Origin of the sequence: Streptomyces lydicus, from assembly GCF_004125265.1 — a bacterium.
Classification (GTDB): domain Bacteria; phylum Actinomycetota; class Actinomycetes; order Streptomycetales; family Streptomycetaceae; genus Streptomyces; species Streptomyces lydicus_C.
The window spans coordinates 795,804-819,298 of record NZ_RDTE01000003.1; the positions used below are offsets into that span (position 1 = coordinate 795,804).

A 23,495-nucleotide genomic window follows, 5' to 3' on the forward strand; every position below is an offset into this window, starting at 1 on the left:
ACACCGGGGAACCCCCTGGAACGGACGAGGGATCAGGGCCGCCGAGGGAGAGTGCACGATGGGCGCACAGTCAGCGGGACCGCTGGTCGTCGGGGTGGACAGCTCGACGCAGTCCACCAAGGCGCTGGTCGTGGACGCGGCGACCGGCGCGGTCGTCGCCCGGGGGCAGGCGCCGCACACGGTCGGCGGCGGCGACGGCAAGGAGAGCGACCCCGCACAGTGGTGGCGGGCGCTGGGCGAGGCGCTGACGCAGTGCGGCGACGCGGCGCGGCAGGCCTCGGCGGTCTCCGTCGGCGGACAGCAGCACGGGCTGGTCACCCTGGACGCGGCCGGTGAGCCGGTACGCCCCGCCCTGCTGTGGAACGACGTACGGCCGGCGCCGCAGAGCGAGCGGCTGATCGCGGAGCTGGGCGGCGCGCGGGCCTGGGCCGAGCGGGTGGGGAGCGTGCCGGGGCCCGCGTTCACGGTGGCCAAGTGGGCCTGGCTGCGGGAGCACGAGCCGGCCGCGGCGGCCGCCACCGCAGCGGTGCGGCTGCCGCACGACTACCTCACCCAGCGACTGACCGGCGAGTCCGTCACCGACCGCGGCGATGCGTCCGGGACGGGCTGGTGGGCGTCGTCCACCGGGGCCTACGACGCGGAGATCCTGGAGCACGTCGGGCTGTCCCCCGAGGCGCTGCCGCGGGTGGCGCTCCCGGGCGAGGCCGCCGGGACCGTGCACGCCGATGATCTCCCGCTGCCCCACGGCGCGTTGGTGGCCGCCGGCACGGGCGACAACATGGCCGCCGCGCTCGGGCTGGGCCTGCGTCCCGGGCAGCCGGTGCTGAGCCTGGGCACCTCGGGGACGGTCTATGCGGTCTCCACCCACCGGCCCGCGGACCCGACCGGCACCGTCGCAGGCTTCGCCGATGCCCGCGGCGACTGGCTGCCGCTCGCCTGCACCCTGAACTGCACCCTCGCCGTGGACCGGGTGGCGGCGCTGCTGGGCCGCGACCGGGAGGCCGTGGAAGGCGGCGGCGAGGTGGTGATGCTGCCGTTCCTCGACGGGGAACGCACCCCGAACCTGCCGGGTGCCTCGGGCCTGGTCCACGGGCTGCGGCACGACACCACGGCCGGTCAGCTGCTCCAGGCGGCGTACGACGGCGCGGTGTTCGCACTGCTGCAGGCCCTGGACCGGGTGCTGGACGCGGATGCCGCGCCCGATGCGCCGCTGCTGCTGATCGGCGGCGGGGCGAAGGGCGGGGCCTGGCGGGAGACCGTCCGCCGGATGTCGGGCCGCCCGGTGGTGGTGCCGAAGGCGCAGGAACTGGTGGCGCTCGGCGCGGCGGCGCAGGCGGCCGGGCTGCTGCTGGAGGAGGACCCGGCGGCGGTGGCCCGTCGTTGGGGGACGGCGCGCGGCGCGGAGTACGAGGCGCAGCCGCGGGACGACGCCGCCCGGGACCGGCTGGCGGCGACGCTCGCCGACGGCGGGGCACTGCTGCGGCGGTGACCCCGGCCCCGCCGCCGTACCCCTGGAGGGCCCCCCTCCCATCCCCTAGGAGACCCTGTGACCGTGCCCGGCGGCGACACCCAGCACGGCATCCGGCGGCGCAATCTGGCCCGGGTGCTGCGGACCGTGGCCGCGCAGGGGCCGCTCTCCCGGCCGGCGGTCGCGGCGCGGATCGGGCTGACCCGGGCGGGAGTGGCCCCCCTGGTCGACGAGTTGCTGCGGGCGGGCCTGCTGGTGGAGGCGGGGCGGGCGGCCACCGGCGGCCGGGGCCGGCCCGGCGGCGAACTGGCGGTCAGCGACCGCGGACCGGCCGGGCTCGGCGCCGAGATAGGCGTCGATCATCTGGCGGTGTGCGCGGTCGATCTGCGCGGGCGGGTCCGGGCCCGGGTGGCGGCCGGTGCGGCGAACCGGCACAGCGCTCCCGGGCCGGTGCTGCGGCGGCTGTCCGCGCTGCTCGGGGAGGTGACCGACGCGCTCGCCGCCGAGGGGCTGCGGCCGGCCGGGCTGGCGGTGGCCGTACCCGGTCTGGTGGCCCGCGGTGCGACGACCGTGGTGCACGCCCCCAACCTCGGCTGGCGGGCCGCTGATCTCGCCCCGGGGCTCGCCGGGGCGACGGCCCCGCGGGACGGCTCCCCGGCCCTCCCGCTCACCGTCGAGAACGAGGCCAACCTCGGTGCGCTGGCCGAACTGCGGCTGGGCGGGGGCGACGGACGGCCGGGCCCGCCTCCGGACTTCGTGCATGTGTCGGCGGAGATCGGCATCGGCGCGGCGGTCGTCGTGGACGGTCAACTGCTGCGGGGGACACGGGGGTTCGCGGGGGAGCTGGGGCATGTGCCGGTGTATCCGGACGGCCCGGCGTGCGGCTGCGGCGGCCGGGGCTGCCTGGAGCAGTACGCCGGCGAGGAGGCCGTGCTGCGCGCGGTGGGGCTCGTTCCCGGGCGGGCGGCGGCCGCTCATCCGGGACCGGGTGCCCGTATCGGCCTGCTGGCGCGCCGTGCCGCCGACGGGGACACGGCGGTCGTGCGGGCGCTGCACGCGGCGGGGGCGGCGCTCGGTATCGCGCTCGCCGGGGCGGTGAATCTGCTCGATCCCCGGGCGGTGGTCCTCGGCGGCGCGCTGGCCGGGCTGGCGCCGTGGGTCCTGCCGTCCCTGGAGCGGGAGTTGGCGCTGCGGACGGCCGTCGCGGCGGATCCCGGGCGGGCCGGTGGGCCGTTGGTGACGGTGTCCCGCCTGGGCGCGGACGGACCGCTGCTGGGGGCGGCGCACGCGGCGCTGCAGACCGTGCTGGACGATCCCCTCCACTCCTGCGCCCCGGCACACCCTCCCCGGATTGGAACCCGCTAAACCTATCCATGGAAAGAGAATTCCATGCCACCCCATCGAGCGATTGTGTCGATAAAAACAGCACCACTATCTTCGGTCCGGCGGGCTGCCGCGGAACTCCCGTGAAAGGGGGCTCCGGAGGCGGCCCGCACCGCGCCCTCCGAAGAGACAGGTGGCATTGTGACGATTGCCGACGCATCACTGCCCGACAGTGCGGAAGAAGCCCAGAATTCCAGTCTGAGCACCGCCGCCGCGCGGAATTTGGCGACCACCACCAAGACCGCGCCGCAGATGCAGGGCGTCACTTCCCGCTGGCTTTTGCGGCTGCTGCCCTGGGTGCAGGTGTCCGGCGGCACCTACCGGGTGAACCGCCGGCTGACGTACACCCTCGGTGACGGGCGCATCGATTTCGATATCAGCGGCAGTGACGTTTCGATCATCCCCGAGGAGCTGCGCGAGCTGCCGGCGCTGCGGGATTTCACCGATACCGGGGTACTGGCCGCGCTCGGCGAGCGGTTCACCCAGCAGGACTACGCACCCGGTGAACTGATCGCCGAGGCCGGCACGCCGGGCGACCGGCTGGTGCTGATCGCCCACGGCCGGGTGGACCGCATCGGCACCGGCAAATACGGCGACGAGGCGGTGCTGGAGGCACTGGCCGGCGGCGATCACCTCGGCGACGCGCCGCTCACCGACCCCGAGGGGACCTGGGAGTTCAGCTATCGCGCGGTGACCCGGGTGACCGTGATGGCGCTGCCCCGGCAGGCCGTGACGGAGATCGCGGACCGCTCCCCCGGGCTGCGCGAGCATCTGGCCCAGGCCGGGCAGGACACCGCACAGCCGACGAACGCCACGGGGGAGTCGGCGGTCTCCATCACCTCGGGGCACCACGGCGAGCCGTCCCTCCCCGGTACCTTCGTCGACTACGACCTGACGCCGCGGGAGTACGAACTCAGCGTCGCGCAGACGGTGTTGCGCGCCCACAGCCGGGTCGGCGACCTCTACAGCGACCCGATGAACCAGGTCGAGGAGCAACTGAAGCTGACCGTCCAGGCGCTGCGTGAGCGCCAGGAACACGAGATGATCAACAACCCCGGCTTCGGGCTGCTGCACCACGCCGACCTCAAGCAGCGCATCCACACCCGCACCGGCCCGCCCACCCCCGACGACCTCGACGACCTGCTGGCGACGGTGTGGAAGGACCCGGGCTTCCTGCTCGCCCACCCCCTCACGATCGCGGCGATCGGCCGGGAGTGCAGTGCCCGCGGGCTGTATCCGACCGCGGTCGAGGTCATGGGGCATTCGCTGCCGTCCTGGCGCGGGGTGCCGATTTTCCCGTGCAACAAGATTCCGGTGACGAAGGAACGGACGAGTTCGATTCTGCTGCTGCGCACCGGCGAGGAAAAGCAGGGAGTTGTCGGTCTGCACCAGACCGGAATTCCCGATGAATACGAGCCGAGCCTTTCGGTGCGTTATATGGGCCTCGACGACCGGGCCGTACTCAAATATCTGGTCAGCGCCTACTATTCCGCGGCCATTCTCGTGCCGGATGCGCTGGGCGTTCTCGACGACGTACAGATCGGCCACTGACCGGCCCGCTCAAGGACACGGCGCGCCCGGGAGCGGCCCGGTCCCCGCCCGGCGCACCGGCCGTACGCACCCGCAGGCCCCGCACGCACAGCACGCACAGCACAGCACGCACCGACAAGAACAGGTGAGCCTTCTCCATGACCACATCGGTGGATCCGACGTCCGGCCCCCAGCAGTCCCCGGTCGAGCAGAGCCGGTCCAGCCTGGACACCGCGGCCGCCCGCAAGCTGGCGACCACGACCAAGACCGTGCCGCAGATGCAGGGGATCTCCTCCCGCTGGCTGCTGCGGATCCTGCCCTGGACGCAGGTCTCCGGCGGTACCTACCGCGTCAACCGCCGCCTGACCCACACCCTCGGCGACGGCCGGGTGGAGTTCACCTCGACCGGCTCCGAAGTCCGGGTGATCCCAGCGGAGTTGCGGGAGCTGGCGCCGCTGCGCGGGTACACCGACGCCGCGACGCTTCAGTCACTGGCCGACCGCTTCGTCCAGCGGGAGTTCGCCCCCGGCGAGGTGCTGGCCCGGAGCGGCGCTCCCACGGACCGGGTCATCCTGATCGCCCACGGCAAGCTCGACCGCATCGGCGCCGGCAAGTACGGCGACGAGACGGTCCTGGGGGTGCTGGCCGACGGTGATGCCCTCGGCGCCGCGGCGCTGCTGACACCGGACGCGGAGTGGGAGCACTCCGTGCGGGCGGTGACCCGGGTGACCGCGCTGACCCTCTACCGCAGCGACCTCGAAGAGGTGCTGGGCCGTTCGGAGTCGCTGCGCGGCCACCTGGACGAGTTCCGCGAGGCGCTGGTCCCCGCGCAGAACAAGCACGGCGAGGCGGCCATCGAGCTGACCGCGGGCCATGTCGGCGAGCCGGCCCTGCCGGGCACCTTCGTCGACTACGACCTGGCGCCGCGGGAGTACGAACTCAGCGTGGCCCAGACCGTGCTGAAGGTGCACTCGCGGGTGGCCGATCTCTACAACGACCCGATGAACCAGCTGGACCAGCAGCTGCGGCTGACCGTGGAGGCGCTGCGCGAGCGCCAGGAACACGAGATGATCAACAATCCCGGGTTCGGGCTGCTGCACAACGCCGACCTCAAGCAGCGCCTCCACACCCGCAGCGGACCGCCGGCCCCCGACGACCTGGACGAGCTGATCTCCCGGCGCCGTAAGACGCAGTTCCTGCTGGCGCATCCGCGCACCATCGCGGCGATCGGCCGGGAGTGGAACGCCCGGGGGATCTACCCCACCACCGCGGAGTACGAGGGCACGGCGGTCCGGGCCTGGCGGGGCATCCCGCTGCTGCCCTGCAACAAGATCCCCATCACCCCGGACCAGACCAGCTCGATTCTGGCGCTGCGGGTCGGCGAGGAGAACCAGGGCGTGGTGGGACTGCACCAGACCGGCATCCCGGACGAGTACCGGCCCGGCCTGTCGGTGCGCTTCATGGGGATCAATGACCAGGCCGTCATCAATTACCTGGTCAGCGCCTACTACTCGGCGGCGGTGCTGGTGCCGGACGCACTGGGCATCCTGGAGGACGTAGAGATCGGTCACTGACCGGCGGGGCCTCGCTCCGGGTGCCACACCCGCCTTCGGCCGTCAGGGTCGGGGGCGCGGCACCCGGGTGACGCCCGATCAGGTATCTCCGCTCTCCTGACCTGCGCCGTTCCTGCCTTTGGTCGAGCCATTGGCAAAGCGGCCATTCCCTTGGCAGGGCGTGCCCTGTTGCGCATCATGAACGCACCGCAGGTGTGTGACATGTACGCGACCATGCCCCCACGGTCCCCGTCAGGAGTTCACATGGAGCCCGACCACCGCTGCCCGGACCGCCGTCGCCTGCTCACCGGTGCGGCCGCGCTCGCCGCATCCGCCGCACTCGTTCCCTTCACCGCGGCCGGGGCCGGGGCCGCCGCGCACCGGCCGGCTCCGGGCGGCGGCGTCTACCCCCCGCACCAGTGGGTTCCGGCCAGCCCGTCCAACTTCACCGCGGCCAAACGCCCGACGAAGTACCCGGTCGAGATGGTCGTGGTGCATGTGACCCAGGAGACCTACAAGAACACCCTCAAGCTGTTCAAGGACCCCCGGCACAAGGCGGCCGCGCACTATCTCGTACGGTCCGCCGACGGCAAGATCGCTCAGTGCGTCAGGGAGCGGGACGTCGCCTGGCACGCCGGGAACTGGGACTACAACACCCGCAGCATCGGTATCGAGCACGAGGGCTGGATCGACGACCCGACGTGGTTCACCGACCCGCTCTACGAGCAGTCGGCCCGGCTCACCGCCGCCGTCTGTGACCGCTACCGGATCCCCAAGGACCGTGAGCACATCATCGGTCATGTCGAGGTGCCGGGCACCGACCACACCGACCCGGGCGAGTTCTGGGACTGGGCGCGCTATCTGATGCTGGTGAACGAGGTCTCCTGGCGGGGCATCGGATGACGCGGGCACGCCGTGGCACGCCGCTCGGGGGTGTCCGGGCCGGCGCGGTGCGGCCCCCGTCGGCGACGGCACCGGCGACACGACGGCCGTGCTGCGGGTCTACGCATTGATGACATCTCCGGGTCATAGTGAACGTCTCCGGCACCTGGGACAGTTGGCACGACGTCAGGGGGGATCGTGAAGCGGCGATTCGGTCGAGTGCACGCGGTGCTGACGGTGCTGGTGGCGTGGGGGGTGCTGGCCGGCGGAGGGATGGCGGGCGGGGCACGGGCCACCGCGGCGGACAGCGCGCTGCACCGCTCTTCCGCCCGGCTGGTGGCGCCCGGTGTGGCCTACGGCGAATTCCGGATGACAGTGCCGCGCGGCATCGTGCACGGGCATCTGCTGACGGTCGATCTGGCCGATCCGCGGGTGTCGGTCGATCTGCTGTACCCGGGGGCGGTCGGCGCGCGGGCGCCGGTGTCCCTGCTGGCGGCCGAGCGCGGCGCGGTGGGGGCCGTCAACGGCGACTTCTTCAACATCACCGAAACCCAGCACCCGGGCGTGCAGGCGACCGGCGCCTCGGTCGGCCCGGCGGTGACCTCAGGGCGGCAGCTGAAGGGCGCGGTGCCCGACGGCCAGCGGTTCGGGCCGGCCATGCCGCCGGGCGCGACCACCGAGGACGTCATCGGCGTCGGCTATGACCACCGGGCCCGGCTGGACCGGCTCACCCTGCGGGGCGCGGTGCTGACCGCCGGGGGGACACTGCCGCTGCGCGGCCTGAACCAGTACGCGCTCCCCGTCGGCGGCATCGGCGCCTACACCCCGCAGTGGGGCACGGTGTCCCGGATGCGCGCCACCTGCGGCACGGACACCGACCGGGCGGCGCCGTGCAGCAGGGAGACCACGGAGGTGACCGTCCGGCACGGCCGGGTGACGGCGGTGGAGGACGTCCCGGGCAGCGGCGGGGTGCCCGGGGGCAGTGTGGTGCTGGTGGGCCGGGAGGAAGGGGCGCGGCGGCTGCGCGCGCTGGAGGTCGGCGAGCCGGTGCATCTCGTCTCCCGCCTCGTCGGCCGGGGGCCGGCCCCCCTGCGGTTCGCGGTGGGCGGCTTCCCGATCGTGCGGGACGAGGCGCCGGTGGCCGGTCTGGACGGCGTCGCGGTGGCGGTGCGCACCTCCGCGGGGACCGGGGACGGCGGGCGGCTGCTGTATCTCATGGCACTGGACGGGGCCCCCGGCCAGACCGGTCTGACGGTGCGCGAACTGGCGGTCCTGATGGTGGAGTTGGGTGCGCGGGACGCGATGGACCTGGACGGGGGCGGATCGTCGACGCTGGTCACCGGCGACAGGTACGGGGCCACGGTCCGCAACCATCCGTCGGGCGGGGCGGAGCGGCCGGTACCCAACGCGATCGGGGTGTTCTCCGCCGGATGAGGGGCCGGGCGGCCGCCCGACGAGCCGACCGCAGGACCGCCACGGCCACGGCCGCAGGACCGCCACCGTCACGGGCGCGGGGCCGCCACCGTCACGGGCGCGGGGCCGCCACCGTCACAGTCACGGGGCCGCCAGCGTCACGGGCGCACGCTGCTCACCACATCCGCGGCACCGGAGAGCCCCTGGTGGATGTCCGGCGCGAGGCTGCTGTTCGCCAGGTAGAAGCCGAGCAGCGCGCACACCAGAGCGTGCGAGATCTTGAGCTTGCCGCTGCGCAGGAAGATCACGGTCAGGACGACCAGCAGCAGTACGACCGAGATGGAAATGGCCATGGACGCACACCTCCTCAACCGCCGCCCGAACGGGCAGCAAGGGGTGGCCAGTTTGGCGTATTTCGGGGTATGTCAGGTTCTCCTCCGGGTGCTCCGATCAGGTGATCACTGCGGGTCACCGCGGGGGCGCCGGGCAGGTGCGTACGGGGCGCGGCGGGTAGGCGACAGACGCGAGGCGGGGTCAGCGACAACCCGCACACACACGACTAATCACCCATATCACCGCAAGCTCCCGACTTCGGGCCGCCACCCCCACGACCCCACTCCCCTCCCACCACTGTGCCGTGGATCACATCACTCCCCGCAACGAAGGATGGCGATCCCTCGTCTTAGCGGCCGACAGCGCCGCCCTCGCCCACACCCCTGCCCTCCTCGCACCACCGCCCCTCCCCGCACCGCAGACGGAAGCCCCCGACATGAGCCAGCCCCCCTGCCGACGCCGGCCCTCCCGGGCGCGGCGTGCCGCACTCGCGCTGGTCCCGGCGATCGCTATGGGCACGCTCACCGGGTGCGAGGCCGGCGGAGAGGCGGCCCTGCAGGGCGACGGGGTGCAGGTGGCGCTGGGCGCGGCGGGCGGGGCCAGGACCGTGCAGGCCGGCGACCGGCTCCAGGTGACGGCTCAGGGCGGCGTCCTGACCGAGGTGTCCGTCACCGACCCCGGCGGACGGCAGCTGCCCGGCGGGCTCGGCCGCGGCGGGACCAGCTGGACGTCCACGGCGAAGGCCGCGCCGAGCACCAAGTACTCCGTCGTCGCCCGGACCAGGAACGCCCAGGGCGGTGTCGGCGCGGCCAAGGAGTCGCTGACCACCGCGACCGCGGCCAGGCTCAACACGCTGATGCTCGATCCCCGCTCACCGGAGGCGGCGGCCGGCGCCGACCGGCCCCTGACGATCCTCTTCAACTTCCCGGTGGCCGACCGGGCCGCGGTCGAGCGGCGGCTCAGCGTCACCACCGACAGCCGGATGACCGGGTCGTGGGCCTGGGAACCGGATCGCGACGGCGGCGACCGGGTGGACTGGCGGCCCGCGCGGCCCTGGAAGCCGGGCACCGAGGTCACGCTGCGGGCGGCTCTCGACGGTGTGGACTCCGGCGGCGGCCGCTACTTCGTCCACGACTATGACCTGAAGTTCACCATCGGCCGGAGTTGCACCGACTCGGACATGGAGCCGGTTTGTGGCAAGGTCCACAGGAGTGACCCCATAGAGGTCACCGCACCCTCCGTACGAGGGGGAGACAACAGGGCCATCGGGATCGGAGACTGGAATGACGGCTGATCCCCGTGGCAGAGAACCAGCGCCGCGCGGCGCACAGCTGAACCCTTTCCACGCCTAATGGAATGAGCACCGTGCAGGACCAGGATCAACTCACGGGGTGGCAGCGCTTCCGGCGCCGCGTCCCCAATGGCTTCGCCATCATCTTCAGCGTGTTGGGGCTCTTCTGTGCCCTGATGGCGCTGATCGGGCCCCTCCGGCGCGGATTCCACCCGGTGATCTACTGGCTGGACACGCTCACCATCCCGGTGGTGCCGAACTTCGCCTACGCGGTGTTCCTCTTCCTTCTGGCCGCGGCGATGACCGCCCGCAAACAGGTCGCACTGTGGTTCGTGGTGACCTACATGGTGCTGGTCACCCTCGCGGACGCGCTGTTCCTGGTCGAGAGGTACTGGGAGTACACCTTCTCCCTGGTGCTGTGCGCCGGTGCGCTGGTGCTCCTGCTCGTCTCGCACCGCGAGTTCTATGCGATCACCCGGCGCGGTGCGTTCCTGCGCGCGATCCTGGTGCTGATCGGCGGGCTCGCCGGGGCGGTGCTGATCGGCTGGGGGCTGGTCTCGCTGGCCCCCGGCACCCTGGAGCCCGGCGCCGCGAACCGGCTGCTGTGGGCCGCCAACCGCGTCTGCGGCGGACTCGTCGGAGGCCGGCTGATCGAGGGCCATCCGCCGCACTGGACCAGCGCCGTCCTCGGCCTGCTCGGGGCGCTGGCGCTGCTGAACGCCGCGGCCACCCTGTTCCGTTCGCAGCGCATGGAAGCCGCGCTGCACGGCGACGAGGAGGCCCGCATCCGGGCGCTGCTGGACCGCTACGGCAGCCAGGACTCGCTCGGCTACTTCGCCTCCCGCCGCGACAAGGCCGTGGTCTTCTCCCGCAGCGGCAAGGCCGCCGTCACCTACCGCGTCGAGGCCGGTGTCTGTCTGGCCAGCGGTGACCCGGTCGGTGACCGGGAGGCGTGGACGCAGGCCATCGAGGCCTGGCTGGAGGTCGCCGGACGCTACGGCTGGCAGCCCGCCGTCATGGGGGCCAGCGAGAGCGGCGCCAAGGCGTTCGCCCGCTGCGGCCTCGGGGCGCTGCAGCTCGGCGACGAGGCGATCCTGCACGTGAAGGACTTCGACCTCGACGGCCGGGAGATGCGGGTGACCCGCCAGGCCGTCAACCGCGTCGAGCGCACCGGCGCGACCTTCCGCGTACGGCGCCACTCCGCGCTGACCGACGAGGAGATGCAGGAGGTCATCCACCGGGCGGACGCCTGGCGGGACACCGAGACCGAACGCGGCTTCTCGATGGCGCTGGACCGGCTGGGCGACCCGGAGGACGGGGACTGCCTGCTGGCCGAGGCGTTCGACGGCGACGGCAACATGATCGCGCTGCTGTCCTTCGTGCCCTGGGGCAGGGACGGCATCTCGCTGGACGTCATGCGCCGGGACCGCACCGCGCCCAACGGCGTCATGGAGTTCATGGTGGCCCGGCTGTGCGCCCAGGCCGGCGCCATGGGCGTGCGCCGGATCTCGCTGAACTTCGCGGTGTTCCGGTCCGCCTTCGAGGAGGGCGGCCGGATCGGTGCCGGGCCGGTGCTGAAGTTCTGGCGCCGGCTGCTGCTGTTCTTCTCCAAGTGGTGGCAGCTGGAAGCCCTCTACCGCTCCAACGCCAAGTACAACCCGGAGTGGTACCCGCGGTTCCTGTGCTACGCGGACGCCGGTGCGCTGGCCCGGATCGGTCTGGCCTCCGGTATCGCCGAGGGCTTCGTGGCCGTGCCGAGCCTGGGCAAGCTGTGGGGCAAGGGTCACAAGAAGCGGCTGCTGGCCCCGGCGAGCACCGCGGGCCTGCCGTCGCTGGACGAGCTCGGCCTGGTGCAGACCGGACCGGCCACCGAGGAGGAGCTGCACGAGCGGGAACTGGCCGCGCTGCCCGAACAGGTGCGGGTGCGCCACCGGAAGCTGGAGCGGCTGCGGGAGGCCGGCATCGACCCGTACCCGGTGGGCGTGGAGCGTACCCACACCCTGGGCGAGGTCCGCGAGGAGTACCCGGACCTGACGCCCGGCGCGCGGACCGGCAAGACCGTCAGCGTCGCCGGGCGGGTGCTGCTCACCCGCGACCACGGTGGTGTGCTCTTCGCGGTGCTGCGCGACTGGTCGGGCGATCTGCAGATCGCGCTGACGCGGGAGGGCAGCGGCAAGGAGCTGCTGGAGCGCTTCGGTACGGACATCGACCTCGGTGACCATGTCGAGGCCGAGGGCGAGGTCGGCACCAGCGACCGCGGTGAGCTGACGGTGTTCGTCACCGGGTGGCGGCTGACGGCCAAGTGCCTGCGGCCGCTGCCGGACAAGCGGCGCGGGCTGACCGACCCGGAGGCCAAGGTCCGCCAGCGGTATGTGGACCTGGTCGTCTCGCCGGATTCGCGGGACAACGTACGGGCGCGCAGCACGGCCGTACAGGCACTGCGCCAGGGTCTGATCGAGCGCGGCTACCTCGAGGTCGAGACGCCGATGCTGCAGCAGATCCACGGCGGCGCCAACGCCCGCCCCTTCCAGACCCATATCAACGCCTACGACCTCGATCTGTATCTGCGGATCGCGCCGGAGCTGTATCTCAAGCGGCTGTGCGTGGGCGGTATGGAGAAGGTCTTCGAGATGGGGCGGACCTTCCGCAACGAGGGCATCTCCTACAAGCACAACCCCGAGTTCACGATGCTGGAGGCGTACCAGGCATTCGCCGACTACGACGTGATGCTCGACCTGACCCGGGAGCTGATCCAGGGCGCGGCGGTCGCCGCGTTCGGCAGCGCCACCGCCCGCAAGGCGGACGAGAAGGGCCGGCTGGTCGAGCACGACATCTCGGGGGCCTGGCCGGTGAAGACCGTCTACGGCGCGATCTCCGAGGCGCTCGGCGAGGAGGTCGACGCGGACACCGGCCCCGAGGCGCTGCGCCGGCTGTGCGCTGCCTCGTCGGTGCCGGTGAAGCCGGAGATGGGCCGGGGCGACATCGTGCTGGAGATGTACGAGCGGCTGGTGGAGGAGCGGACCGAGCTCCCGACGTTCTACAAGGACTTCCCCACCGATGTCTCGCCGCTGACCCGTCAGCACCGCCGGGACCCGCGGCTCGCCGAGCGCTGGGACCTGGTCGCGTTCGGCACCGAACTGGGCACCGCCTACTCGGAGCTGACCGACCCCGTGGAGCAGCGGCGGCGGCTCACCGCGCAGTCGCTGCTGGCGGCCGGCGGTGATGTGGAGGCGATGGAGCTGGACGAGGACTTCCTGCAGGCCCTGGAGTACGCGATGCCGCCGACCGGTGGTCTGGGCATCGGCGTGGACCGGCTGGTCATGTTCCTCACGGGGCTGTCGATCCGCGAGACACTGCCGTTCCCGCTGGTGCGGCGCCGCTGACAGCAGCGCGGGCCCGCTCGCCGCGGGCCGGACGGCGAGGGCCGCCCCCACCGTGTGGTGGGGGCGGCCCTCGCCGTTGGCGGGTGCCTGCCGCGGTCGGTGCCGGTTTCCGGCGGGCCGGGAGGGCTTGCCCGCCCGCGGGGTCAGCCTGTCGAGCGCGGTCAGCCCGCCGCGTGGGCCGGGCACCCGGCCGGGGTCGACGCCGCCTGCTGGGAGTACTTCCACTCCGGGTCCAGCAGCTCGGTCTTGAGCTGCTTCGCCGCGGCCGGGCTCTCGACGATGTAGCCGAAGTCCTGCAGCCAGGCCGGGTAGAGGTTCTTGGAACCGATGTAGAACGCCGAGTCGTCCACCGACACCAGCTTGTGGTGCAGCGCGTACGGCTTGCCGTCGGCCCACTTCGCGGCGTCGGAGCTGCGGAACGAGGCGAGCTGCAGGTTGCCGCACAGCGCCCGCGACGCCTTCTCGTTGTCACCGGTGAGGGCCACGAGACGCTTGCGGAGGGTGTCGCTGATCTCGTCCAGGGACTTGATCTGGGAGTAGCCCCCGCTGCCGACGGCGCCGCGGTTGGCGGGATCGCTGACGACGATGCGGACCTTCACCCCGGCGGCCAGCTTGCCCGCGAGGGTGTCGTAGGTCCGGATGTCGTAGCGCGGCAGCGGCGGGCAGGTGCCGTTGAGGTCCTGCTGGGAGATCTCGACGTGGTTGCGCGCGCTCGCGATGAGCGAACGCAGCGCGTTCTCCTCGGGGTTGACCGTGTCGTAGTCGCGGTCGCCGTTGGTGTGGTCGTGCAGCCCCACGGTGCACTTGGTGTCCGGGGCCGTGGGCAGGTCGGGGTGGTACCCCGAGGAGGGGTCGGATTCCTTGATGCCCACGCCGAGGCCGCCGACCGCGATGACCGGGACGTCACCGGCGGGCTCGGCGGGGGCGGAGCCCGCCTCCTCCTTCTCCATCGCCGGCATGCAGGAGGAGCCGTTCGACGTGGCGAGCCACACCTTCGCCGGGTCGGACACGTTGCGGCAGGTCCAGTCCCAGAGGGTGTCGAGGTACTTCCCCGCCGAGCGGGCGGCCGGCCCGCTGAGCGCCATGTCCACGTCCGACACCGGGTGGGTGGTGTCGAGGTAGTCGTCCTTCCAGCCGTTGATCCCGCCCGTGATGGCCGTCTTCCCGTCGACCACGAGGAGCTTGGAGTGATTCCAGGAGAGCGACGTCTTCGAGGTGGTCATCGAGGCGACGTTCAGCGTGACCTTCCCGGCCGCCGCGCCGAGCTTGTCGATCAGGTCGTCCCGGTAGCGGGACGGCACCACATTGAGGTGGTAGATGGGCGCGGCGCCGACCAGGATGCGCACCCGCGGGGAGTGTCCCGCCTTGACGGACGCCTTGAGACCGGCAACGACGGCGTCCTCGAACCCGCCGTTGGGGAAGGGCGCCAGCGAGGAGATGTCCACGGTGTGCCGGGCATCGGCGATGTTGCGGGTCATCTTGTCGAGCAGCCGCCGGGTGCCCACGCGGTCCTTGCAGCCGTCGTCACCCCAGCAGCCGGGGGTCTGCAGGAGCCAGCCGGAGGGGTTGTCCGCCGGGGCGTCCAGGCGGTTGCCGTTGGTGCGCTCCCACACCGAGCCTTCGAGGCCGGGGGAGGTTTCGCGGAGCGACCGCTCGATGGAGTCCAGATGGGGGGTGGGCGGGGTGTCCGCGGCGTATGCCGCCGGGGCCGGGAACGCCGCACACACGGTGGTCAGGGCGACGGACGCCGGTATCAGCCGGTGGAGTCGGTGGAGTCTGTGAGGAGCCAAGAACTTGCCTTCTTACGGTGACGAGGCGAGCCGGGCGCTGATCACATGCCGCTGATCGCCCGCCCGGCTCCCATTGCCCTCAGAAGGTATCGGGCCCCTTCCCGTTCGTTCGGTGCGGGAGACGATCTCCGCTACAACTGCGACTGCCGTCGCGGCGTTTGTGGCTTTCCTGTGCACGCATGCCACGAAGATGCGGCTGTTCAGCACCAGTTGTCAGAACGAGGTGCCAGAAGCGGGTGTCGGAAACAGGTGTCAGAACCAGTTGACGGTGAGCGGGAAGGTGGCGGTGGCCGTGGCGCCGCGGGAGTCGGTGACGGTGGCGGTGATCTGGAACGTACCGGTCTGCCAGGGTCTGCCGCCGATCCGGCCGCCGGGGGCGTCGGCGCCCAGGCCCAGCGGCAGGCCGGTGGCGCGGTAGGTGAACGGGGGTGTGCCGCCGGTGGCGGTCAGCTGGACGGTGCAGTCCTGGAGGAAGCGGCAGGTCTGCGGGCCGGGCGCGGTGAGCTTCAGGTCACCGCCGGGCGGCTCGGTGCCGCCGGTGTCGAACACGCCGGTGACGGGAGCGGCGGTGGCGGCGTTGCCCGCGTGCCCGGTGCCGTACAGGTCCTCGACCGTCCGCAGCAGGCTGTAGTGGTTGTAGGCGCCGCTGACGCTGCCCGGTGCGACATGGGCTCCGTGGAAGACGGTCGCGATCCGGTTGGAGCCGAGGTAGTTGTCCTCGTCCCAGGTCACCATCAGCAGGCTGTTGTGCTCCTTGGCCCACCGGGCATAGGAGGCGAGGTTGTCCTTGAGCCAGGTGTCGCCCGTGCCGACGCCGCAGTCGTGCATGTCGTTGCACATGTCCGGGACGACGAAGGAGACGGTCGGCAGCCGGGTGAAGTCGTCCCGGGGGAACTGGTCGAAGGTCTTTCCGGTGCTCACGGGCACGTTCTTGAAGGCGAACCAGGGGTTGTGCTTCTGGGCGTAGCGGCCGTCGGAGCAGGTGGTGGAGCCCTCGTTCGGCAGGCCCTCGTTGTAGCTCGCGAAGGTCTTGCCGGCCGCGAGCAGTTCCTGGCCGAGGTTGGGCGCGGTCATCGACTGCGCGGTGTAGCAGCCGTCGCCGGTGATCCCCTGGGTGGCGCCGGAGAAGAGGTTGAAGTAGTTCGGCTGGCTGGGGTGGGTCAGTGCCTGCATGCCCGTCAGGTCAGCGCCTTCCCCGGCGAGTTGGTTGAGGTAGGGCGCGGCGGAGTTACCGATGATCTCGCCGTACTGCTTGTTCTCGAAGACGACGATCACGACATGGTCGTAGGACGGCAGGGCGGCCCGGATGCCGGTGCCGCTCACGTGGGCCGCCGCGCCTTCCGTGGTGGTGCGGGCGTCGGCGGTGGTGGCGGCACACATCAGGCCGAGCGCGCCGAGCAGCGCCACGAGCGCCCTGCGCAGGTGGGCGGCTGGTCGCTTCATCGGGTCTCCCTTCGGGGGCAGGGTCGGGGACAGGGTCGGGGGCGGGGTCGGGGGCAGGCGTGATCCTGGTCCTGGTCGTGGTCGTCAGGCCTCGCGGCGGGCCGCGTCCACGACGTTGATCCGCAGGAGGCGGGGTACGGGCAGGTCACAGCGGCGGAAGGCCTCCGCGGTGACGGTCCGGACCGCCGCACGCCGGTCCGGGGACACCAGCAGCAGCACACTGCGCCCCGGGCGGGTGCCGGGCCACCAGGCGGACCAGGCGCCGGCGCGCAGGGCCTCGCGTACCGCGGTGGCGAGTCCGGTGGCCGAGGTCGCGTCACCCGTATCCGCGTCGCGGGCCGCGGTGGGACGGGCCGTCAGGAGGAGCAGGCAGGCATCCGTGGCGCCGTCAGGGGCGCGCAGCGGCAGATGGGTGTGGCCGTCGGCCGCGAGGAGGTGGCCGGCCCGGCCGAAGAGCACGGCCCGGCGCAGCCCGTCGTCGCCGGGCAGGGCGGAGCCAAGGAGGCGCGCCAGTTGCGGGCGGGTCGGCGGTCTCCCGCCCCGGCCGGCGTGCACATCCGAGACGGCCAGTGCGACCGCGCACTCCAGCGGTTCGGCGACCGGCAGCCCCACGGCCTCGGGCAAGGGTGCGTTCAGCTGCAGGTCGGCGCCGCCCTGCCCGCAACCGGCGGCGGCGAGGCTGCGCAGCACGGCGTACGGGCGGGCGGCCCAGGCGGGGGCGCGGGCGGCCGGTCCGGTGAGGGGGAGTTCGGCGGTCTCGGCGGGGTGGTTGAGCGAGGCGCAGCGCAGCATCCCGTCGGCGCGCGGGGCGACGGCCACATCGACGTAGTGGCCGGCCGCTCCGAACCAATCGGTTCCCGGTGCCGAACCGGTACCCGACGGCCCGGTACCCGACGGGCCAGTACCCGACGGGCCGGGCGGAACGGCGCGCGCGGAGAGCTGGAAGGCGGCCGCGGCGACCCGTTGGGCGGACGCGGGGACTCGCAAGGCGGCCGCTGGGCCCCGTAGGGCGGACGCGGAGAGCCGGAAGGCGTACGGGGCCCGCCACACCGCGTCGGGCGGACGGTGACAGCCCATCGAGAAGCCATGGGAGAGCAGGCGCAGCAGCGGGTCCGCCGTGGGGCGGCGGGCCAGGTCCGCCGCGCTCATCCGAGCCCCTTGCGGGCGAGCAGCCGGTAGGCGTTGCCGCCGTCGGTGGCCCGGGCCACCACCGTGCGCAGGCCGTCGAGGGCGAGCGCGGCGGCGTAGCAGGGCACCGCCATGGCCTGTACGGCACTTCGGGCGGCACGGCGGGCCGGGGTCGCGGGCACGGTGGACCAGGGAGCGTCCGGGTCGGGGACGAGCCGGTTCGCGGCGAGGGCGGTGGCGGCGAGGAAGTCGCCGTTGGGCTGGTGAGCCGCGCCGTGCTGCTCGACGAGCACGGTGAACCCCCGTGCGGCCAGGGCCTGTTTGAGATTTCCGACGGGCATGAGGTGCTGGTGCTGGGGCTGGAACCAGGGCAGCCAGTAGCGGCCGAGCAGCCGGCCGGCCCGGGACCGGGGATCGGGGAGTTCGATCAGCAGATGGCCGCCGGGCGCCAGGACCTTGACGGCGGCGTCGAGTTCGGTGAACGGGTCCCGGGTGTGTTCGAGGTAGTGGTGCATGCTCACGGTGTCGTAGCGGCCGGCGAGCCGGTCGGCGAGGTCCGGGAACTGGCCCTGGTAGGCGGTGTCGATCCAGCCCCGGCGTGCGGCCTCGTGGACCCCGTCGCCCATGTCCAGCCCGTCGAAGCGGGTGTCGGGCCATACGGAGCGGGCGGCGTTGCAGAAGTGTGCGGCGGCGGTTCCGACATCGAGCCAGGCCCGGGGGGTGGTGAAGGGCCGGAGCAGTTCGGCACGGGCGCGGTAGGTGCCGCTCATCCGGCCCAGCACCAGGGCGGTGCCGTCACCGCCGAGCCCTTCGTAGAAGTCGCGGTAGTAGAAGTCGAGTCCGTCCGGGGTGAGCCGGGGATTCTGGAAGATGTGACCGCACTGGCGGCACTCCTCCAGGGTGAACCGGCCGGGCTTGCCCTGGAGGAGGTCGGGCGTGCGCAGCCGCACCTCGGGGCCGGGTGCCGAGCACCAGGGGCAGTCCGTGCGGCGCGGCTCGAAGAACCGGTCCGTGCCGCCGGCGAGTGCGGTGCTGTACGCGGCGCGGCGTGCTGCCTCACCTGCGGTGCCGGGCGCGCCGACGGCGTCGGGCGTCTCGGCGGCCGGGGTGGCGAGGGTCCGCAGTGCGGTCGACAGGGCGCACAGCGGACGCAGGGCGGTGGCGCGGGCGAGGCCCGCGGGGCGCGGTCCCCGGGCCGGGCCCAGGACGGCGGCGGGCTGCAGCCAGTAGAGGGCGGTCGCCGCAATGCCCCAACGCGGTGTGGAAACCAGGCACTTCACCAGCAGGGCGAGACCGGCGAGCTGGGCCGTGGACAGCAGGGCGGGCGGCAGACCACGGGCGCGCAGTTCCTCGGCGTGCCGCGCGGGGTCGGGGGGCGGGCCGGTCAGTCCGGGGGCGAGGGCCCAGCCGGTGGCGTCGGGAGCGTACTCCTTGAGGGTGCGGACGAGGCGGAGCAGATCGGCCACCGAACGCGGCGGGGTCGCGGCGTCGAGTCCGGCCCGCCGGTGGACGTCGTCGGCCACCAGCAGGGCATGGCCCGCGCCGTGCCCCGGGGCGCACCGGTCGGTGCGGTGGGCCGTGGGGTCGAGCAGCCGCAGCAGACCGAGGACGCTCTCGGCCTCCAGGCGTGCCGGAATCAGGTCCACGACGCGCAGACCTTCGCGTACGGCGTGGTCCGCCGCGGCGCGCAGGGTCGCCGCGTCGGCCGTGACCCCGGGCGCGGTGATCAGGTGCCAGCCGGGCAGCGGCGGCTGCGGGGCCTCCTGGGCGGAGGCGGGTTCGAGCACGGGCAGCGCGGCGAGCCTGCGGCGGGCGCGCACGGTGCCCGCCCCCAGAGCCGTCACGGCGGCGGCCGCCACCCATCGCGTGCGGGGTCCCGAACGGTGCACTCGCGTCATCGGGCTCACGGTCCCTCCTGGTTCGCGGTCTTGGTCTGGGGCTCGGGCTGGGGCTCACTCCAGGCCTTGGACTCGGTCTCGACCTCGGTCCTGGTGGGGGCAGTGCCAGATCCGGCCACGGCGCCGCCCTGCAGCTTCTCCAGACGGTCGGCCGCGGTGCGGGCGCCGCCCGCCGCGGCGAAGGACGCCTGGATGCGGCGGGCCGCACGGCGGTGGGCCGGGTCGTCCAGGACGGCGGCCAGCGCCTGGTGCAGCTCGTCCGCGCGGGCCCGGCCGAACCGCACCCGCACCCCCGCCCCGGCCCCGGTCACCTGACCGGCGACGATCGGCTGATCGTCGCGGACCGGCGCCACCACCAGCGGCAGCCCGTACGCAAGCGCCTCGCAGACGGTGTTGTGGCCGCCGTGGCACAGCACCGCGTCGAGGTGCGGCAGCAGGGCGAGCTGGGGGACGTACTCCTGGTGGATCACATGGTGCGGGATGCTCCCCGCGAGGTCCGCGGGGGCCGCCAGGATCAGCTGCGCCCGGTCCGCGAGGGCGTCCGCGGCGTGCAGGACCGCGGGGTAGAAGCGGGCGCCCGCCTCGCGGTTGAGGGTGCCGAGGGAGACGAGCACCCGCGCGCGTCCGGGGTCGAGACGGTGCCACGGGAAGTCTCCGGGGGACGGGCGGGAGCCGAAGGCGGGTCCGACGAAGGCGTAGTGGGGCGGATACCGCCGTCCTGCGGGACCGGACGCCGCGTCCGCCCGTCCGGCGGCCGGTGCGTACGGACGGGCCTCGGCACCGGACGGCCCGCCGGTCTCGGCACCGGACGGCCCGCCGTCCCCGAGGAGCGCGGGGGTGGAGAAGACCAGGACGAGGTGCGGGGAGAAGCGGGGGTCCCAGCCGCTGGGCGCGCCGCACTCGGCGAGCAGGGCGGCGATGCGCTGTGCCACCCACTCCCCCACCTTGGGGACCCCGTCGAAGGGCCGGGTGAACTCGGCCGTGGTGGTTGCCGAGGTCGCCCAGGGCAGACCGTGGCGCCGCGCCACCAGCGGCCCGGCCAGGGCCTGTTGGTCGGCCACCAGCACATCGGGGGCAAAGTCTTCGACGGCGGCGTGCACCCCGGGCAGCATGGCGCGGGCGAGGGGCAGCAGGACGTCCGCCCACAGGAAGCGCAGGGCCGCGATGCCCCGCAGATCGCGCCACCGCCCGTGCAGGACGTCGATGCCGTCGCCCCCGCTCCGGTCACCCGCCGGGTACAGGAGGGAGCCCGCGGGAAGCAGGGTCGCGAGGGCCGTGGCGGGGCCGGTCCAGGCGACCCGGTGGCCGCGCGCGGTGAGTTCGGCGGCGACCGCGATCGTGGGGTTGACATGTCCGGCGAGCGGCGGGACGGCGAACAGCACTCTCATCGGGCCACCGCCCCGGCCCGGTCGCCCAGTCGTTCCAGTACGGCGGCACAGAGCCCTTCGGTGGCTTCGTTGAGCACGGTGTGTCCCACGCCCGGGAGCACACACAGTTCGCAGTCCGGTGCGCCGGCCGCGAGCTCCCGGGCTCCGGGGAGGAGTTCGGAGTGTTCTCCGTAGACGGCGAGGACCGGGCACCGCAGCCGGGCGAAATCACGGGCGGTGAAGGCGGGGCCCGCAGCGATGTCTTCGATCAGGGTGGTGCGGTTGAGCAGGGCGTCGGCACCGGCGGTCAGCCGGGCCTCCTTGCGCCTCCCGAGCGCGGCAAGCTGCTCCGGCAGCCGGCGGTGTTCGAGGCCGAGGGCCGCGACGGAGAGGGTGTCGGTCATGTCCGCCACCCAGTCGCCGGTCAGCTGGGCGTCGATCAGCAGCAGGGAGGCGACCAGTTCGGGCCGGACGAGGGCGGTGTGCAGGGCGAGCACTCCGCCGTAGCTGTTGCCGACCAGATGGACCGGGCGGCGGTCGAGGCCGAGGGAGCCGAGCAGGGCGGCGAGGTCGGCGGCCGCGGTGTCCCGGTCGTAGCCGCCGGGCGGGCGGTCGCTGCGGCCGTGTCCGCGCTGGTCGTAGAGGAGCACCGGGTGACCGGCGCGGGATACGGGCCCCGCGAGGGTGCAGTAGAAGCTCGACAGGTTGTCCATCACCAGGCCGTGGAGGAAGACGACCGTGGGGCCGTCACCGCGGCCCGGCAGCAGCTGGGTGTGCAGGCGCAGCCCGCCCGCGGGGGTCAGGGACATGGCTGCGCTCAGCCCGCGCAGGCCTGGTCGGCGGCGGTGACCGTGTCGATATGGACGGCGAGTTCGCCGACCGTCATGGCCAGGATCTGGTCGATGTCCTTCTCCGCGAGGAGACCGAGGAGGTCCACCGCGCTGCCGTAACGCTGTTGCAGCAGCTCGGCGAGGGCGACGAACTCGATACTCTCCAGCGCCAGATCGTCGTTGAAGGTGGTCGCGGGGGTGACCTCGCCCACGACGAGCAGTTCGTCGCCGACGACGCTCACCAGCATGTCGGTGATCTCGGCCAGGATCGTCCCGGTGCGCTCGGGGAGCGGGTCAGCTGCCATGGGTGGCCTCCGTGGAAGTGGGGGTGTCGGTGTCCGTACGGGGCACGGGCGGCGGCCCGGTCCAGGCGACGACGTGGTGCGCGGAAAGGTCGTGGACGGAGTCGAGGTGAACGAGGTGGTGCCGGCCGTCCGGGGACTCCACCCGCAGCGTGCCGCCCGGTGCGGACGTCACGGCCCAGTCCAGCGGCCGGCCGCCGAGGCCGCTGCCCGCCGCCTTCGCCGCGGCCTCCTTGGCGCACCACAGGGCGGTGAGCCAGTAGGCGCGGCCCGTTCCTCCGGTCGCTTCGCGGGCCTGGAGGCCGTCCGCCAGGCGGCATTCGGCCGGGGTCAGGGCGATCTGTTCGAGGGCGCGCGGATCGTCGGTGACCGGCTCGATGCCGATGCCGACGGGGCCCGCCCGGTGGGCGAGGGCCACGGCGACGTGATCCTTGTGGGCGAGGGAGAGGTGGAGGCCGGCGGCGAGCGGGCCCTCGGGCCTGGTGCGGCCGTGCGGGTCGGTGCCCACCGAGACCTCGGCGGGGAAGACGGGGCCTGCCCCCGACTCCCACAGCAGTTCTCGGACCGCGTCCTTGGCGGCGATCCGGCCCAGCAGCCAGCCCGTGCGGGCGCGTGGCGCGCAGCGTTCGTAGTGTGCGCGTTCGGCGGCGCCCAGATAGCGGCGCATCACCAGCTCCTGCGAGGCCGGGTCCGTCCAGCGGCGCCGGGCCAGGCACCAGCCGCCGGGGCGGGGTTCGCCGATGCCGCACACCTCCGGGGTGAACTTCATCGGCCACACCCGTTCGTCGGCACCGAAGCGCCGGTACGTCCAGCCCTCCAGCCGCGCCCATACGCCGCCGTCGGGGCCGCGCAGTTCCACATCGCCGCGCACCGAGGCGGGCCCCACCTCACGGATCCGGGCGGTGGCCGCCAGCAGCGCGCCCTCGGGGGGCGGGGGACCGTAGAGCCGTACCCGGTCCAGGGTCGCGGGGAAGACCAGCCGGTCACCGGTGAGTTTCAGCTGCATCCAGTGGCCGAGGAGCTGGCCCGCGGCGTCCAGGAGAGCGCCGGGGGCCGGCAGGGCGCGCAGGGTGCCGCGGATGCCGTCGGCGGCGAGCGTGCTCACCTCGTGGACCCCGGCGAAGGCCGGTCCGTGGAACATCCACCGGTCCCGGTAGAGGGCGGCGGCGCTGACGGGCGCCGGCCCGCAGGAGGTCAGGGCCGTGGGGCCGGGGGGCGGCGGAGGCGGGTGGTGTGCCGCGAGATGGACGGTGACGGTGGCGTGGCCGCCGAGGCTCACCCGTACCCGGCCGCCGTCGGCCGGGGTCGCGGTGACGGTGAGGTCGACGGGCGGGGCGACGGGCAGCCAGCGCAGGGCCCGGACGTCGGAGTAGCCGGTGACGGTGAGCCCGGGGCACACCTCGTGGGCCGCCTCGGCGGCCAGTTCCAGCAGCGTGGTCATGGGCACGACGGGGAAGCGGTCGGCGGGCTCCGGCCAGTCGTCGGGCTGGAGGTAGACGCA

17 protein-coding genes and 1 pseudogene are annotated in these 23,495 nt (G+C 73.3%); 8 read left to right on the forward strand and 10 right to left on the reverse strand.

The genetic code is table 11. The features are described 5' to 3' along the window. Window positions 1–58 precede the first annotated feature (58 nt). The 6 genes from xylB (at window position 59) to D9V36_RS06345 (ending at window position 8,250) form a co-directional block, all read left to right on the forward strand. Window positions 59–1,489, forward strand: a complete 1,431-nt coding sequence (gene xylB / locus D9V36_RS06320) for a xylulokinase (protein WP_129292900.1) — start codon at window positions 59–61, stop codon at window positions 1,487–1,489. A gap of 57 nt (window positions 1,490–1,546) precedes the next feature. Continuing rightward, on the forward strand, window positions 1,547–2,833 hold the full coding sequence (locus D9V36_RS06325; protein ID WP_129292901.1) for an ROK family protein: 1,287 nt from the start codon (window positions 1,547–1,549) through the stop codon (window positions 2,831–2,833). Between the two features lie 156 nt (window positions 2,834–2,989). Next, the gene (locus D9V36_RS06330) at window positions 2,990–4,402 is read left to right on the forward strand and encodes a family 2B encapsulin nanocompartment shell protein (protein WP_129292902.1); all 1,413 of its coding nucleotides are present in this window, start codon (window positions 2,990–2,992) and stop codon (window positions 4,400–4,402) included. A 137-nt stretch (window positions 4,403–4,539) separates the two neighbouring features. Continuing rightward, window positions 4,540–5,955 (forward strand): family 2B encapsulin nanocompartment shell protein, encoded by a 1,416-nt coding sequence (locus D9V36_RS06335; protein WP_129292903.1) that lies wholly within the window; start codon window positions 4,540–4,542, stop codon window positions 5,953–5,955. Between the two features lie 243 nt (window positions 5,956–6,198). Further along, a complete protein-coding gene (locus D9V36_RS06340) occupies window positions 6,199–6,837 on the forward strand; it encodes an N-acetylmuramoyl-L-alanine amidase (RefSeq protein ID WP_129292904.1) in 639 nt (212 codons plus the stop codon). Between the two features lie 198 nt (window positions 6,838–7,035). After that, window positions 7,036–8,250: a phosphodiester glycosidase family protein gene (locus D9V36_RS06345; protein WP_129298224.1), complete on the forward strand. Its 1,215-nt coding sequence runs from the start codon at window positions 7,036–7,038 to the stop codon at window positions 8,248–8,250. Between the two features lie 137 nt (window positions 8,251–8,387). On the opposite strand, the gene D9V36_RS06350 is transcribed toward D9V36_RS06345, so the two are convergent. Beyond that, window positions 8,388–8,582 (reverse strand): hypothetical protein, encoded by a 195-nt coding sequence (locus D9V36_RS06350; RefSeq protein WP_086718035.1) that lies wholly within the window; start codon window positions 8,580–8,582, stop codon window positions 8,388–8,390. A gap of 416 nt (window positions 8,583–8,998) precedes the next feature. Between D9V36_RS06350 and D9V36_RS06355 the strand changes: the two genes are divergently transcribed. Together D9V36_RS06355 and lysX are read left to right on the forward strand one after the other, a co-directional pair. After that, window positions 8,999–9,856, forward strand: coding sequence for an Ig-like domain-containing protein (locus tag D9V36_RS06355; RefSeq protein ID WP_129292905.1), 858 nt, complete (start codon window positions 8,999–9,001; stop codon window positions 9,854–9,856). 62 nt (window positions 9,857–9,918) lie between these two features. Then, the gene (gene lysX, locus D9V36_RS06360) at window positions 9,919–13,236 is read left to right on the forward strand and encodes a bifunctional lysylphosphatidylglycerol synthetase/lysine--tRNA ligase LysX (protein ID WP_129292906.1); all 3,318 of its coding nucleotides are present in this window, start codon (window positions 9,919–9,921) and stop codon (window positions 13,234–13,236) included. A gap of 161 nt (window positions 13,237–13,397) precedes the next feature. On the opposite strand, the gene D9V36_RS06365 is transcribed toward lysX, so the two are convergent. The 9 genes and pseudogenes from D9V36_RS06365 to D9V36_RS42825 form a co-directional block, all read right to left on the reverse strand. Further along, a complete protein-coding gene (locus tag D9V36_RS06365) occupies window positions 13,398–15,026 on the reverse strand; it encodes a phospholipase D-like domain-containing protein (protein ID WP_241720731.1) in 1,629 nt (542 codons plus the stop codon). 252 nt (window positions 15,027–15,278) lie between these two features. Next, window positions 15,279–16,469 (reverse strand): alkaline phosphatase family protein, encoded by a 1,191-nt coding sequence (locus D9V36_RS06370; RefSeq protein ID WP_129292907.1) that lies wholly within the window; start codon window positions 16,467–16,469, stop codon window positions 15,279–15,281. An 84-nt stretch (window positions 16,470–16,553) separates the two neighbouring features. Next, the gene (locus tag D9V36_RS06375) at window positions 16,554–17,618 is read right to left on the reverse strand and encodes a galactokinase (protein ID WP_129292908.1); all 1,065 of its coding nucleotides are present in this window, start codon (window positions 17,616–17,618) and stop codon (window positions 16,554–16,556) included. Beyond that, window positions 17,615–19,495: a class I SAM-dependent methyltransferase gene (locus D9V36_RS06380; RefSeq protein WP_241721271.1), complete on the reverse strand. Its 1,881-nt coding sequence runs from the start codon at window positions 19,493–19,495 to the stop codon at window positions 17,615–17,617. The genes D9V36_RS06375 and D9V36_RS06380 overlap by 4 nt, the downstream gene beginning before the upstream one ends. A 5-nt stretch (window positions 19,496–19,500) precedes the next feature. Further along, the gene (locus D9V36_RS06385) at window positions 19,501–20,877 is read right to left on the reverse strand and encodes a nucleotide disphospho-sugar-binding domain-containing protein (protein WP_129298227.1); all 1,377 of its coding nucleotides are present in this window, start codon (window positions 20,875–20,877) and stop codon (window positions 19,501–19,503) included. Between the two features lie 2 nt (window positions 20,878–20,879). Next, a complete protein-coding gene (locus D9V36_RS06390) occupies window positions 20,880–21,671 on the reverse strand; it encodes an alpha/beta fold hydrolase (protein ID WP_129292909.1) in 792 nt (263 codons plus the stop codon). Between the two features lie 8 nt (window positions 21,672–21,679). Next, window positions 21,680–21,997, reverse strand: coding sequence for a phosphopantetheine-binding protein (locus D9V36_RS06395; RefSeq protein WP_129292910.1), 318 nt, complete (start codon window positions 21,995–21,997; stop codon window positions 21,680–21,682). Continuing rightward, a complete protein-coding gene (locus D9V36_RS42820) occupies window positions 21,987–22,763 on the reverse strand; it encodes a 4'-phosphopantetheinyl transferase family protein (protein WP_347239873.1) in 777 nt (258 codons plus the stop codon). The genes D9V36_RS06395 and D9V36_RS42820 overlap by 11 nt, the downstream gene beginning before the upstream one ends. A gap of 24 nt (window positions 22,764–22,787) precedes the next feature. Beyond that, window positions 22,788–23,495, reverse strand: a pseudogene (locus tag D9V36_RS42825) (polyketide synthase dehydratase domain-containing protein); the annotation flags it as partial.

Coding starts and splice junctions, on each gene's coding strand:
- D9V36_RS42820 (WP_347239873.1), bottom strand. CDS start 22,763: ATGAAGTTCACCCCGGAGGTGTGCGGCATCGGCGAACCCCGCCCCGGC.
- lysX (WP_129292906.1), top strand. CDS start 9,919: ATGAGCACCGTGCAGGACCAGGATCAACTCACGGGGTGGCAGCGCTTC.
- D9V36_RS06350 (WP_086718035.1), bottom strand. CDS start 8,582: ATGGCCATTTCCATCTCGGTCGTACTGCTGCTGGTCGTCCTGACCGTG.
- D9V36_RS06380 (WP_241721271.1), bottom strand. CDS start 19,495: ATGACGCGAGTGCACCGTTCGGGACCCCGCACGCGATGGGTGGCGGCC.
- D9V36_RS06375 (WP_129292908.1), bottom strand. CDS start 17,618: ATGAGCGCGGCGGACCTGGCCCGCCGCCCCACGGCGGACCCGCTGCTG.
- D9V36_RS06370 (WP_129292907.1), bottom strand. CDS start 16,469: ATGAAGCGACCAGCCGCCCACCTGCGCAGGGCGCTCGTGGCGCTGCTC.
- D9V36_RS06335 (WP_129292903.1), top strand. CDS start 4,540: ATGACCACATCGGTGGATCCGACGTCCGGCCCCCAGCAGTCCCCGGTC.
- D9V36_RS06340 (WP_129292904.1), top strand. CDS start 6,199: ATGGAGCCCGACCACCGCTGCCCGGACCGCCGTCGCCTGCTCACCGGT.
- xylB (WP_129292900.1), top strand. CDS start 59: ATGGGCGCACAGTCAGCGGGACCGCTGGTCGTCGGGGTGGACAGCTCG.
- D9V36_RS06355 (WP_129292905.1), top strand. CDS start 8,999: ATGAGCCAGCCCCCCTGCCGACGCCGGCCCTCCCGGGCGCGGCGTGCC.
- D9V36_RS06395 (WP_129292910.1), bottom strand. CDS start 21,997: ATGGCAGCTGACCCGCTCCCCGAGCGCACCGGGACGATCCTGGCCGAG.
- D9V36_RS06390 (WP_129292909.1), bottom strand. CDS start 21,671: ATGTCCCTGACCCCCGCGGGCGGGCTGCGCCTGCACACCCAGCTGCTG.